This is a genomic window from Pseudomonas sp. LBUM1655 (assembly GCF_059716085.1).
Genome location: NZ_CP166801.1, coordinates 1,663,850 through 1,678,003, shown reverse-complemented (window position 1 = coordinate 1,678,003; position 14,154 = coordinate 1,663,850). Strand labels below are relative to the sequence as shown.

At 61.4% G+C, this 14,154-nt stretch carries 5 protein-coding genes; 4 read left to right on the top strand and 1 reads right to left on the bottom strand.

Features of this window, described 5'->3' with window-relative positions; all coding sequences use genetic code 11:
* The first annotated feature begins 10 nt into the window (after window positions 1-10).
* Both ACA074_RS07485 and ACA074_RS07480 read left to right on the top strand, forming a co-directional pair.
* Window positions 11-406, top strand: a complete 396-nt coding sequence (locus ACA074_RS07485) for a YbaN family protein (RefSeq protein WP_025110581.1) — start codon at window positions 11-13, stop codon at window positions 404-406.
* A gap of 403 nt (window positions 407-809) precedes the next feature.
* Window positions 810-1,169: a DUF6124 family protein gene (locus ACA074_RS07480; protein ID WP_489878478.1), complete on the top strand. Its 360-nt coding sequence runs from the start codon at window positions 810-812 to the stop codon at window positions 1,167-1,169.
* Between the two features lie 215 nt (window positions 1,170-1,384).
* Here the strand turns inward: ACA074_RS07480 and ACA074_RS07475 are convergent, their stop codons facing one another.
* A complete protein-coding gene (locus tag ACA074_RS07475) occupies window positions 1,385-9,988 on the bottom strand; it encodes a retention module-containing protein (RefSeq protein ID WP_497678718.1) in 8,604 nt (2,867 codons plus the stop codon).
* A gap of 533 nt (window positions 9,989-10,521) precedes the next feature.
* Here ACA074_RS07475 and ACA074_RS07470 point away from each other — a divergent pair.
* On the top strand, window positions 10,522-11,880 hold the full coding sequence (locus ACA074_RS07470) for a TolC family outer membrane protein (protein WP_497678717.1): 1,359 nt from the start codon (window positions 10,522-10,524) through the stop codon (window positions 11,878-11,880).
* A 107-nt stretch (window positions 11,881-11,987) separates the two neighbouring features.
* On the top strand, window positions 11,988-14,147 hold the full coding sequence (locus ACA074_RS07465; protein ID WP_497678716.1) for a type I secretion system permease/ATPase: 2,160 nt from the start codon (window positions 11,988-11,990) through the stop codon (window positions 14,145-14,147).
* Window positions 14,148-14,154: the final 7 nt, after the last annotated feature.

Sequence of the window (14,154 nt, the reverse complement as noted above, 5' to 3'; positions counted from 1 at the left end):
GATACGGCCTATGGACAACCCCATAGGCAACCGCCCCCTGATGTTGCGCTACATCCTGCTGGCCATCGGCTGGCTTAGCGTCGCATTGGGGGTGATCGGGATTTTCCTGCCTGTCCTGCCCACTACCCCCTTTCTATTGCTCGCGGCCGCGTGTTTCGCCCGCAGCTCTCCGCGTTTTTATCGCTGGCTGGTCGAGCATCCGCGCCTTGGGCCGTGGATTCGCGATTACCTCGATGGCAACGGCATTCCGCTCAAGGGCAAGGTCTACGCGATCGGGCTGATGTGGGCGAGCATACTGTTTTCCTGCTATCTGGTGCCGCTGCCGTGGGCGCGAGGGTTCATGCTGACCAGTGCGGTGTTGGTGACGGTTTATATTCTTCGGCAGAAGACCCTGCGTAAATCCTGAAACGCTAAAAGATCGCAGCCTGCGGCAGCTCATGAAGATCCTCTGTAGGAGCCGCCGCAGGCTGCGATCTTTTGACTTTAAACACCTACGTTTAAACCAGGCCTGCAAACACTCTCTGAGGCTACACAGCCTTGCGTAATTGCCTACAGCTACGCCAGAATCCGCCGGCTTGTGCGCCTTGGGGGCGGGTTCTGTTGTGGCTCGGTCGCTGACTTTTCAGTGATCGGGTTTAGCAGCCCGGGTTTTCTCTAGACGCACAAAGTCCGTTGCCGTTATGGCGGCTTTGCGTGGGGCACTTCGGTGCGCCGGGTTCTAGAGTCCTGGTCTGCTAACCCGCGTACAGCCGCCACCTCCTTCGTTAGCAGCGAACGGTGGTAGCTTCACTACTCTAGAGACTTTAACCATGATCAAACCAACGCCCAACCCGCCTGAAACCGACCCCACCTCCCCCTACGAATCCCTCGACTCGAAAAAGCTCAACGAAGCCGCCGACCGCGCCCTCGATCATTACCTCTGCTCGCCTGGCTCGACGCCTCCGCCACGTAAAAACCGCAGAATGTACGCCGCTACCGCGGACTTCAAAAACGAGGAGCTACTGGCCGATGCCTGCGAAACCCTCGCTTCAGCACGAACCATCGCCAATGACTTCGCCCATCTCATACCCGCGTCGCAGCGCAGAACCCTACAGGGCATTGCGCAACTGATCATGCTGGGAGAACTGGCGGTGAATCGGGTGCTGGATAATCTGGAGTTGCCGGGCTGATGCCGGCGTGGTGAACACCCGCTGAGCATTCGATGGCAACTCTGGCCCCCTCGCGAGCAGGCTCGCTCCCACAGTGGAACGCGGTCAATGGTGGGAGCGAGCCTGCTCGCGAAGGCAGCCCCTCAGATAACACCTGTCTTCGGGCATGAAAAACCCGCCGCCCCGTTCAACCGGGACGGCGGGTTTTGTCGTTTCAGGCCTGAATCAAAGGCCGATCACACCGTATCCACCTTCAACGAATGATCATTCAACATGCCGCTGATGATCGTCGCCGTGTCATGCCCGCTGGCAATCACCCCACCCGCCCCCGGCGTAACGCCGTAGTGGCTAGCCAGGTTGACGCCGGCCAGGTCGATGGTCTGGTTCGGCGTGGCGCCGGCCATGGCGCTGACGTCGATGCTGGTGAGCACCGACGCGCCACTGCCGGTGACGGTGAAGTGCAGGTAGTCATCGAGTGACGACGTGCTGCCGTTTTCACCTTGCAGCAGTTGCGACAGGTCGAGCTTGTCGGTGCCGGGGGTGAAGTCGGTGATGAGGTCGTGGCCGCTGTTGCCTTTGAGCCACTGGAAGGTGTCAGCCCCTGCGCCGCCGGTCATCGTGTTGTTGCCCAGGCCGCCGATCAGCAGGTCATCGCCGCCGCCACCGTTGAGGGTGTCGTTGCCCAAACCGCCGTTGATCACGTTGTTATTGTTGTCGCCGGTCAGGCTGTCGTTGAAGTTCGAGCCGACGAGGTTTTCGATACCGGTCAGGGTGTCCGTCCCGGCGCCAAGGGTGTTTTGCGCACCAAGCAGGCCGAGGTTGACCGTGACCCCGGCAGTGGCATGGGCGTAGCTCGCGGTGTCGATGCCGCTGCCGCCGTCGAGCAGGTCATTGCCCGGGCCACTGTAGATCAAGTCGTTACCGGCGCCGCCGTGCATTTCGTTATTGCCGGAGCCTGCGGTGAGCACGTCGTTGCCGTCGCCAGCGTTGAGGATGTTGTTGCCGGTGCCGGCCACCAGTACGTCATCGCCCGCAGTGCCGGTGAGGGTGTGACCATCCTGATAGCTGATGGTTACGGCGGCCGTGTCGCTGCCACCGTGGTTGTCGTTGGCGGTGTAGGTGCCGTTGTAATCCGGAGTGATGTCATGTGCCCCGGCGTAGTTGAGGGTCATGGTCAGTTGGTAGTTTTCCGACCCGTTGGCGTTACCACCCGCGGGGTTGGTGATGTTGGTGATGTGGATCTGGTAGACGCCGTCCGACGTCGCGGTGAGGGTTTGGCCGTCCGCCAGCGCCATGTAGGCGCCACCGTTGATCGAGTACTCCATGCTGACGTTACCGGCTGCCAGGTTGTGATCCAGATTGAGGGTTTCGCCCTGGCGCAGGTTGACGGTGATGCGATCTTCATCGTTGGCGTTGGTGTTGGTCACCGCACCGAGGTAGCCGCTGACCACCAGCACGGCGGTCATGGTCGCCGCGTTGGCCGAGAACGAATTGCGCACATTGGCCAGGTTCTGGTTGGCAGCAGTGTTGGGGTTGTTGCCGGTGAAGCTGATGGCGCCGGTGCCGGTGAAGTCCGCCGCTTTCGAGATCCAGCCGGTGTTGAAGCTGGTTGGCGTAGCGTTGAGCGTATCGCCATTCGGATCGGTGTCGTTGGCCAGCAGCAGTTCGCCCGGCACGACGATGTTGCCCGACAGCACGTTGGTGATGATGTGGTCGTCCATCGCCACGGGCGGCGCGTTGGGGATCACCTTCACGGTCAGCGTCGAGCTGGCGAGGTCGCCGTCGTTGTCACTCACGGTGAAGCCGATGTTCTCGGTGATCACCGTGGTGGTGGTTTTTTGCGAGGTGTAGGTGTACTCGCCGGTGTCGAGGTTGATCAGCAGCGTGCCGCTGTTGTTGGTGGCGATGCTCAACGTGTTGTTTGCGGTGTTGAACGTACCGTGATTGACGCCGCCGCTTGGCACCAGCGAACCCTGTCCGCCGTTGGCTTTCGGATCGTAGGTGTAGGTGGTGCCGTCAACCACGATGGATTTGATGAACCCGCCATCGGCGCCGAAGGTGCCGCCCTGGCCCAGCAACGAACCGGTAACCGGTGCGCCTTCCACGGTGCCCGACAGCACCGAGTTGAGCTGGTTGAGGTCGGTGACCACCACCGCGTTGGTGTTGGTGTGGTTGATGCCGTCGTAGGCCAGTGGATCGAGGTTGGCATTGCTCACGCCGCTGCCCAGGCCGATCGCGTAGTTCTTGATGTTGTTGGCATCGAGGAAGTTTTTCAGCGCGGCTTCGTCAGCGGCGTTGATGTCGCCTTCGTTGGGTTTGCCGTCGGAGAAGAAGTAGCCAACGTTCTGCGCCCCGGTGAGTTTGCCCGAGGTATTGAACGCGGTTTGCATCACCGCCACGGCGGCGTCGTAGTTGGTGCCGCCACCCGCCGTGAGCCCGGCGAGAATGGTTTTGGCCGTGGCCACGTCCACCCACACCGCAGTTCTGTCAGTGGCGTTGCTGCTGAAGGTGACGAGCTGCACTTTCACATCGCCCAGATCATCGTACTTGTCGAGCAAGGCGCTGATGGCCTGCTTGGCCAAGGCCAGCCGCGACAGGCCCGGCACGCCGGACGCGTCGGCCATACTGCCGGAGATGTCGAGGACGATCAGCAGATTGGAATCGATCTCCACCGCTGTCACCGAACGATCCGAGGCCACGGCTTTCGGCACGTCATCGACGATGTTGACGACGAGGGTGCTGGTGGTGCTGTTGCCCAGCGCGTCGGTGGCTTTGTAGGTGAAGCTTTCGCTCAGAGTGTTCGGCCCGTCGTTGGCGTTCGGCGAGGTTTTCGGCGCCGAAGTCAGTGTGTAGGTGTAGGTGCCGTCGGCGTTGAGCTGGATCTGCCCGTAGGTGCCGGTGGCGCTGCCGACCAGTGTGTAAGTGATCGCGCCACTGCCGCCGGTGACGGCGCCAACCAGTGTTCCGGTGGCGGTTTCGCCAGTGTTGGTCGGATCGCTGCCGGTGACCGTGCCCGGTGCCAGATCCGCGCCATCCTTGGTCAGGTCGAGGGCTTTTTCGTAAACCGTTACGTCCTGATCGACCGAGGCCACGAGTTTGCTGTCGGCAACGTTGATGGTGATGGTGGTGGTGCTTTCATCGCCGTCACTGTCACGGATGGTGTAGGTGAAGGTGTCAGTGGCGCCCGGCGGGCTCACCGAGTTCGGGTTGCTGTGGTAAACGGCGTTGCCTGCTGCGTCCAGGGTCAGGTAACCGTAGGCGCCGTTGATATTGCTGTTGAGGCCGCCGACGGCCGAGGTGCCGGTGTTGCTGCCGGCGCGCACGCCGACCACCGTGGCCGCGCCATCGGCACCGCTGACGTCATTACCCAAAACGCTGACATTGACGGTGCCGCCCTCCGCCACTGAGCCGGTGTCGGGTTTGGCGGTCGGCAGGTCATCGATGATGTTGACGTTGATCTGGCCGCTGGCGGTGCTGCCATCGGTGTCGGTCGCCACCACTGTGAAGTTCTCGGTGAGGCTGTTGGCACCGTTGGCATTTGGATGGGTTTCGTTATCCACCAGGGTGTAGCTGTAGCTGATCACACCGGTCGCCGGGTTGTAGCCGGTGATGGTGAACGTGCTGCCCAGTGGCGAAACAGTCGATTGCGGGAAACCTGCGGCCACGCCGTTGGTGACCACCGCGATCCCGCCCACGGTGAGGGTCTGCAGACCATCAAGCGCGGTGACGGTAAAGGTGCCGCTCTGGGTCAACGCCGGGGTGTTGGGGCTGGTGCCGTCGCTGAGGTTTTTCTCGTAGACGGTGAGTTCGCCGCCGTAGACGTCGAGGCCGTTGAGTACCACCGGATCGTTGTTGTTGTGGATGTTCAGCACCAGGTTGGCGGTGCTGGTGTCTCCGTCGGCATCGGTGTGGGTGTAGGTGAAGGTTTCCGTGCCGTTGCCGCCACCGTTCAGGGCTTTGAAATCGGCGTCGCTGGTGTTCAGCGTGTAGGTGTAAGTGCCGTTGGCGTTGAGCACCAGGGTGCCGTAAGTCCCGACAAACGTGCCGGCAGTGATCGGCCCGGTCGCGACCACGTCCGCACCTTGAACATCATTGGTCAGCACATTGCCGTTGAGGGTCAGCAACGATTCCGAAGCGGTGTTCGCGTTGCTGTCGTTCACAGCTTTTGGCACGTCATCGACGATGCTGACAACGATGGTGCTGTTGACAATATTGCCCAGCGAATCGGTGGCCTGATAGGTGAAGGATTCGGTCAGGGTGTTGGCGCCGTCGTCGGCATTCGGCGAGGTGGTCGCCGGCGCTGTCAGGGTGTAGGTGTAAGTGCCGTTGGAATTGAGCACGATCTGCCCGTAGTTGCCGGTGGCACTGCCGACCAGCGCATAGCTGATCGCACCGACCGCACCGGTGACCGAGCCGACCAGCGTGCCGGACGCGGTTTCGCCAGTGTTGGTCGGGTCGCTGCCGGTGACCGTACCAGGGGCCAGATCGGCGCCGTCCTTGGTCAGGTCGAGGGCTTTCTCAAAGACGGTGACGTCGGTGTCACTGACCGCATACAGTTTGCTGTTGGCGACATCAATGGTGATGGTCGTGGTGCTTTCGTCACCGTCGGCATCGCGCACGGTGTAGGTGAACACATCCACCGCACCGGGGCCGTTCACCCCATTCGGATTGCTGTGGTAGACCGCGTTGCCGTTGGCATCGAGCGTCAGGTAGCCGTAGGTGCCGTTGATTTGCGCGTTCAAGCCACCGATGGCCGAGGTCGACGTGTCGGAACCTGCACGCACGCCGACCACCGCGCCGGTAACCGCCGGGCCGTCGGCGCCGCCGATGTCGTTATTCAGCACATTGCCGCTGACGGTACCGCCCTCGGCCACCGACGCCGCATCAGGATAGGCGCTCGGCAGGTCATCGACGATGTTGACGTTGATCTGCCCGCTGGCAGTGCTGCCGTCGGTGTCTGTGGCGACGACGTTGAAGTTCTCGGTGATGCTGTTGGCGCCGTTGGCGTTCGGGTGGGTTTCGTTGTCGACCAGGGTGTAGCTGTAGCTGACCACGCCGGTTGTCGGGTTGTAACCGGTGATGGTCAGCGTGCTGCCCAGCGGCGTGACGATCGATTGCGGGAAGCCTGCGGCCACGCCGCCGGTCACCACGTTGATGCCGCCCACGGTCAGGGTTTGCAGACCATCGAGGGCGGTTACGGTGAAGGTACCGCTCTGGGTCAGCGCCGGGGTGTTGGGGCTGGTGCCGTCGCTGAGGTTTTTCTCGTAAACGGTGAGTTCGCCGCCATTCACATCCAGGCCGTTGATGATCACCGGGTCATCGTTGTTGTGGATCTGCAAAACCAGATTCGCGGTGCTGGTATCGCCGTCCGAATCAGTGAGGGTGTAGGTGAAGTTCTCTGTGCCGTTGCCGCCGCCGTGCAGGTTTTTGAAGTCGGCGTCGCTGATGTTCAGCGTGTAGGTGTAAGTGCCGTTGGCGTTGAGCACCAGCGTGCCGTAAGTCCCGGTGAACGTGCCGGCCGTAACCGGGCCGGTAGGGACGCGGTCGGCGCCTTGCACATCGTTGGTCAGCACGTTGCCGGTCAGCGTCAGTTGGCTTTCCGAGGCGGTGGTTGGATTGCTGTCGTCCACGGCTTTTGGCAGGTCGTCGACGATGTTTACATCGAGGGTCGCGTTGGCAGTAGTGCCGTTGTCGTCGACCACAGTGACCGCAAATTGCTCAGGCAGATTGTTCGCGCCGTTGGCGGTCGGATGCGCTTCGTTATCGGCGAGGGTGTAGCTGTAGCTGACAACGCCGGTTGCGGCGTTGAATCCGGTGATGGTGAGCGTGCTGCCCAAAGGTGTAGTGATCGATTGCGGGAAGCCTGCGGCCACGCCGTTGGTGACCACTGCGATGCCGCCAACCGTCAGGGTTGTTACGCCGTCCAGCGCGGTGATGCTGAAGGTGCCGCTTTGAGTCAGCGCAGTGGAATCCGGCGCACTGCCGTCGCTGAGGTTTTGCTCGTAAACCGTCAGCTCGCCGCCATTGACGTCGAGGCCGTTGATGATCACCGGATCGTCGTTGTTGTGGATTTGCAAAACGAGGTTGGCGGTGCTGGTATCGCCGTCGGCATCAGTGAGGGTATAGGTGAACGTTTCCGTGCCGTTGCCGCCGCCGTTCAGGGCTTTGAAATCTGCGTCGCTGGTGTTCAGGGTGTAGGTGTAAGTGCCGTTGGCGTTGAGCACCAGCGTGCCGTAAGTCCCGGTGAACGTGCCGGGCGTAATGGGACCGGTCGGCACACGGTCGGCGCCTTGCACATCGTTGGTCAGCACATTGCCGGTCAGCGTGAGTTGGGTTTCCGAGGCGGTGGTTGGGTTGCTGTCGTCCACCGCTTTTGGCAAGTCGTCGACGATGTTCACGTCTAGGGTCGCATTGGCAGTGGTGCCGTTGTCGTCGACCACGGTGACAGCGAATTGCTCAGGCAAGTTGTTGGCGCCGTTGGCGGTCGGATGCGCTTCGTTATCGGCGAGGGTGTAGCTATAACTGACCACGCCGGTTGTGGCGTTGAACCCGGTGATCGTGAGCGTGCTGCCCAAAGGTGTAGTGATCGATTGCGGGAAGCCTGCGGCCACGCCGTTGGTGACCACTGCGATGCCGCCAACCGTCAGGGTTGTTACGCCGTCCAGCGCGGTGATGCTGAAGGTGCCGCTTTGAGTCAGAGCAGTGGAATCCGGCGCACTGCCGTCGCTGAGGTTTTGCTCGTAAACCGTCAGCTCGCCGCCATTGACGTCGAGGCCGTTGATGATCACCGGATCGTCGTTGTTGTGGATTTGCAAAACGAGGTTGGCGGTGCTGGTATCGCCGTCGGCATCAGTGAGGGTATAGGTGAACGTTTCCGTGCCGTTGCCGCCGCCGTTCAGGGCTTTGAAATCGGCGTCGCTGGTGTTCAGGGTGTAGGTGTAAGTGCCGTTGGCGTTGAGCACCAGCGTGCCGTAAGTCCCGGTAAATGTGCCGGGCGTAATGGGACCGGTCGGAACTCGGTCGGCGCCTTGCACATCGTTGGTCAGGACGTTGCCGGTCAGCGTGAGCTGGCTTTCCGAAGCCGTGGTTGTGTTGCTGTCGTCCACGGCTTTTGGCAAGTCGTCGACGATGTTCACGTCTAGGGTCGCGTTGGCCGTGGTGCCGTTGTCGTCGACCACGGTGACAGCGAATTGCTCAGGCAAGTTGTTGGCGCCGTTGGCGGTCGGGTGCGCTTCGTTATCGGCGAGGGTGTAGCTGTAGCTGACAACGCCGGTTGCGGCGTTGAACCCGGTGATGGTGAGCGTGCTGCCCAAAGGTGTAGTGATCGATTGCGGGAAGCCTGCGGCCACGCCGTTAGTGACGACTGCGATGCCGCCAACCGTCAGGGTTGTTACGCCGTCCAGCGCGGTGATGCTGAAGGTGCCGCTTTGAGTCAGCGCAGTGGAGTCCGGCGCACTGCCGTCGCTGAGGTTTTGCTCGTAAACCGTCAGTTCCCCGCCCTCGACGTTCAAACCGTTGATCACCACCGGATCGTCATTGTTATTGATCTGCAAAACGAGGCTGGCGGTGCTGGTATCGCCGTCGGCATCAGTGAGGGTATAGGTGAACGTTTCCGTGCCGTCGCCGCCACCGTTCAGGGCTTTGAAATCTGCGTCGCTGGTGTTCAGGGTGTAGGTGTAAGTGCCGTTGGCGTTGAGCACCAGCGTGCCGTAAGTCCCGGTGAACGTGCCGGGCGTAATGGGACCGGTCGGAACTCGGTCGGCGCCTTGCACATCGTTGGTCAGGACGTTGCCGGTCAGCGTGAGTTGGGTTTCCGAGGCGGTGCCGTTGCTGTCATCGATCGCTCTGGGCACGTCGTCAGTGATGTTGACGTCCAGCGTACCGGTCGCGGTGTCGCCATTGCTGTCGCCAGCAATCACGGTGAATTGTTCACTGAGACTATTGCTGCCGTCACCCGCCGCGTGGGTTTCATTGCCATTGAGCGTGTAGCTGTAAGTGACCACGCCTGTCGCCGGGTTGTAACCGGTGATCGTCAGGGTGTTGCCCAGTTGCGTGGTGATCGACTGCGGGAAGCCGACCGCCACGCCGCCGTTGATCAGGTTGATACCGCCGATGCTGAGGCTGGTCAAACCGTCCGGCGCCGATACCGTGAAGCTGCCGCTCTGGGTCAGGGCGCCGAGATTGGCCGCCGAGCCGTCAGGCAGGTTAGCTTCATTGAGGTTCAGCTCTCCGCCGGGCGCCGCCAGGCCGTTGAGGGTCACCAGATTATTCACCGGCGGCGGTGGCACAACGGGTGTGACGCCGTCGTCGCCATTGTCGCCATTGTCGATGACCGCGTTACGCCGCTCTTCGGGAAACTCGGGAATGCCGTTGAACCCGGCGGTGGGGAACCCGATGATCGGATCGACCCGCCCGCCGACTTCCGTCAGCAGGACAAAACTGTGCCCGCCGCCCAATTCGCCACTGGGGTTGCCGGGGGCGTTGGGGCCGGCGGCGGTGGCTTCGGCGGTTTTGGTCGGGTCGTCACCGGCAGCGATGGCTTTCTGGATCTGCTCGACATCGGTCAGTTGCGCGTCGCTCGGGGTCACGGCCTCTGCGGTGTTCACATGAGCAGCCTGCCCGGCCAGCAGCTCACTGGTCATGGTCAGGTTACTGCCGCGGCCCAAGGTCAAATCCTGGCCATTTTGCAGATGAACGGCGACGGCGCCTTCGGCTCCGGTGATCAGTTGATCGCCGGCAAACAACTTGTCGCCCTCGACCAAGGCGCGACGAGTGCCGTCGATGCCCTGCGCAAAAACCTGACCAATGACTTTAGTAACGGTGCCGATGAGCGTTGCCATGTGAAATCCTCCGCTGCCGACCACCGTCGGCACTGGTTCGCGAAGCAGCCCATGGCTCAATCGGGTTGTCGGGGCGACGCTCGCACCCTCGACAGTTCGTTTCGCAGGTTCTGTCTGAGCGGGAAACTTGAGTGCTATCAAGCACTTCCGAATCCTGATCAAGGCAGCACGCCTACTAACGCTACGTAACGGTGGTGAATCACCCAAGTGACAAAAATCTGTCACTCATTGACCGTTACGCGTCCCTCCCCTTCAGCAGTACTTCGCCGTATGTCGCAAAGTGAATGGAACTTTCCTCAAGCCTTTTTGAGCTCCCTGAAGCGCATAAAACAAAGGCTTTCGAGCTGAACAATGTGCCGGTTTTTACAAAGCGCATAAGTTTTTTTCGGCATAAGCCTTATGAAAATTTTTTCTTAGCTACGCTTCAGGATGTTCTTAGCTCTGTTGTTACAAGAGTGAAACGCTTACACCTAAAAATATCGTCAAATATTTGGCGACAGTAAGACACCATCAGGACTCAGGGAGATGCACCCATGCGCGTTCTAACCCCCCTCTGCAGCGCGGTTTTGCTGGCCATGGCTTGCACTTCTCAAGCCCAGGCCATGAACCTCACCGAAGCCATCCAGAGCACTATCGCTACACACCCGGAACTTGCATCGCGCGTGGACGCACGCCTGTCGGCAGATGAACAAGTCAAAGTCGCCAAGGGCGGCTTCTATCCGTCGGTCGATTTGAACGCTGCTTATGGTCGCGGCTACAGCGACAACACCAACACCCGCGCGTTTGGCAATCACGACACGCGCATTCTCAATTACACCCAGTCCGAGCTGCGCTTGCGGCAGATGCTGTTCGACGGTTTCAACACCGCCAACGAGGTCGAGCGCACCAAGGGCGTTTCGAACTCGCGCGCCTACTATGCGCAAGGCACCGCGCAGGATCTGGCCCTGCGCACCATCGAGGTGTATCTCGAAGTGCTCAAGCGCCGCGAACTGGTGACCCTGGCTACCAACAACCTGCAAGCACACTTGCGGGTCAACGATCAGATCGGCCTGCGCACCGAGCGCGGCGTTGGCAGCACCGCCGACTCCGACCAGTCGGGAGCCCGTAAGGCGCTGGCGCAAAACAACCTCGACACCGCCGAAGTCGATCTGTCCGATGCCGAAGCCAACTTCTACAGCGTGGTCGGGCGCATGCCCGATGAGCTGGAAACCCCCGCCTCGACCCGCGGCGAATTGCCTACCGATCTGCGCGAAGCCCAGCAGAGCATGGTCGACAACAACCCTTACCTGAAATCCGCCCAGGCCGACGTGCAATCGGCCGAAAGCCAATACGAAGTTGCCAAGTCGCCGTTCTATCCACGTTTCGACGCAGAGGCGGCGGTCGGCGCGAACAACAACGTGCAGGGCGATGAGGGCCACGACAACGAATGGCGTGTGGGTGTGGTGATGAACTACAACCTGTTCCGCGGCGGCAGCGACAAGGCTCGCCTGGCTGCGAACGCCCACGACATCAATCAGGCGATGGACATCCGCAACAACGCCCTGCGCCAGCTCAATGAAAACATTCGCCTGGCCTGGAACGCCATGGAGAACGCCAAGAAACAAACCCCGACCGCCCGCGAATACGCCGACACCACCAAGCGTGTGCGCGCCGCGTATCAGGATCAGTTCGGCCTCGGCCAACGTACCCTGCTCGACTTGCTCGACAGCGAAAACGAGCTCTACAACGCCAACCGTCGCTACACCGAAATCCGCTACACCGAGGAATATTCGATGTACCGCGTGCTGGCGAACATGGGCCAGTTGCTGAGCAAACAACGGGTGGTGCTGCCTGCCGACGCGATCGCCGCGACCGAAGTGAAAAACGAGGCGCGCCTGCCGGAACTGAAGTAACCCTTTATGTAGGCGCTGCCGAAGGCTGCGATCTTGATCGTTCCCACGCTCCGCGTGGGAACGATCAATGTGTGGATTCCCGTGCCCGTTCAACAGAGGCGATCAATATGACCAGCATGGAACCCGGCCATTCCGGGGTCGATCCGCGGCTGAGCTTCGATGATCCGTTACTCGACGGTCTGTTGATCCTCTGCAAACTCCATGGCGCGACGGTCAGTCGCGCCAGCCTGAGTGCCGGGCTGCCCCTGAACAAACAACGCCTGAGCCTGGATCTGCTGCCCCGTGCCGCCGCCCGGGCCGGGTTGCAGGCGCGACTGTTGCGCCGTGAACTGAAAGACATCTCGCCACTGAATCTGCCGATTCTGCTGCTGCTCAACGACGGTCGCACCGCCGTGCTGCGGCGGTTTGGCGATGACGGTAAAGCGCTGATTCTGCCCAGTGAAGCCGATGGCGGCGAGCAATGGGTCAGCCGCGAAGAACTCAGCGAACACTACAGTGGCCAGGCCTTGTTCGCCCGGCCACGCCACGAACTCGAAGACCTGCGTTCTCCGCTGGTGCCGCGGGTGCATGCGTGGTTTCGCGACACCCTGAAGCTGTCGAAATGGCTCTACAGCGACGCGATCCTCGCCAGTTTTCTGATCAACCTGTTAGGCCTGATGGTGCCGCTTTTCGTCATGCAGACCTACGACCGCGTGGTGCCCAATCAGGCCACGTCGACCCTATGGGTGCTGTCGATCGGGCTGTTGATCGGCACCGGTTTCGAACTGGTGCTGCGGGTAGTGCGCGCACACTTGCTCGACACCGCAGGCAAGAAAACCGACGTGATCCTTTCCGCGACTTTATTCGAGCGCATCACCGGCATGTCGATGAAGGCGCGGCCGGCGACCATCGGCGGTTTCGCCCAGAGCATTCATGACTTCCAGGGCCTGCGTGAATTCCTCACGGCCGTGACCCTGACCAGCCTGATCGACCTGCCCTTCGTGGTGTTGATGCTGGTGGTGATCGGCCTGCTCGGCGGCTGGTTGGTGGTGATTCCGCTGCTGGCGTTTCCGCTGACCATCATCTTCGCGATGATCATTCAGGTGCGCCTGCGCGACACGGTGCAGAAGAGTCTGAGCCTCGGCGCTGAACGCCAGGCGCTGCTGATCGAAACCCTCGGTGGCCTGGAAACCCTCAAGGCGTGCAGCGCCGAAAGCGAGCGCCAGCACCAATGGGAAAGCACCCACGGCGCCCTAACCCGTCTCGACAGCCACGCGCGCAACCTCTCGGCGCTGGCCACCAACGGCACGCTGTTCATTCAGCAGTTCTCGGGGATGGCGACGATTGTCGCCGGGGTCTACAGCATCATCGCCGGCAACCTCAGCGTCGGCGCATTGGTGGCGACCTACATGCTCGGTAGCCGCGTGCTGGCGCCATTGGGGCAGATCGCCGGGCTGATCACCCGCTACCAGCAAGCGCAACTGACCATGAAAAGCACCGATGCGCTGATGGCCCTGCCCCAGGAGCGTGACGGCAAACAGCGGCCACTGGAACGCACACAACTGCAAGGCGCCCTCGACGTAAACGGTGTGACGTTCCACTACAACGGCCAGAACGCGCCGGCCCTGAGCAATGTCAGTTTCAGCCTGAAACCCGGTGAACGGGTCGGCATCATCGGCCGCAGCGGTTCGGGAAAAAGCACTTTGGCGCGGCTGGTGATGGGTTTCTACGAGCCCGAGGAAGGCCAGTTACTGCTCGACGGCCTCGCGCTGCAGCAACTGGATGTCGCCGACCTTCGCCAGCAGATCGGTTACGTCGCCCACGACTTGCCGCTGCTGGCCGGCAGCCTGCGCGACAACCTGACCCTCGGCGCGCGCTACATCAGCGATTCACGCATGCTGGAAGTCGCCGAACTGACCGGCGTCACCGAACTCGCCCGCCAGCATCCGCAAGGTTTCGACCGGCCGGTGGGCGAGCGCGGACAGTTGCTCTCCGGCGGTCAACGTCAAGCGGTGTTGCTGGCCCGTGCGTTGCTGCTCGATCCACCGATCATGCTGCTCGACGAACCCACCAGCGCCATGGACAACAGCAGCGAAGACCTGCTGCGCCAGAAACTGCATGGCTGGGTACAAGGCAAAACCCTGCTGCTGGTCACCCACCGCACCTCGATGCTGAGTCTGGTGGATCGCTTGCTGGTGCTGGACAACGGCCGGGTCGTCGCTGACGGCCCGAAAGAAGCAGTCATCGATGCACTGCGCAAGGGCCGTGTCGGCTCGGCGGCAGTCTAGGAGTAAG

Excerpts from the sequence above, each read along its gene's own strand:
- ACA074_RS07475 (WP_497678718.1), bottom strand. The coding sequence starts at position 9,988 with ATGGCAACGCTCATCGGCACCGTTACTAAAGTCATTGGTCAGGTTTTT.
- ACA074_RS07470 (WP_497678717.1), top strand. The coding sequence starts at position 10,522 with ATGCGCGTTCTAACCCCCCTCTGCAGCGCGGTTTTGCTGGCCATGGCT.
- ACA074_RS07465 (WP_497678716.1), top strand. The coding sequence starts at position 11,988 with ATGACCAGCATGGAACCCGGCCATTCCGGGGTCGATCCGCGGCTGAGC.
- ACA074_RS07480 (WP_489878478.1), top strand. The coding sequence starts at position 810 with ATGATCAAACCAACGCCCAACCCGCCTGAAACCGACCCCACCTCCCCC.
- ACA074_RS07485 (WP_025110581.1), top strand. The coding sequence starts at position 11 with ATGGACAACCCCATAGGCAACCGCCCCCTGATGTTGCGCTACATCCTG.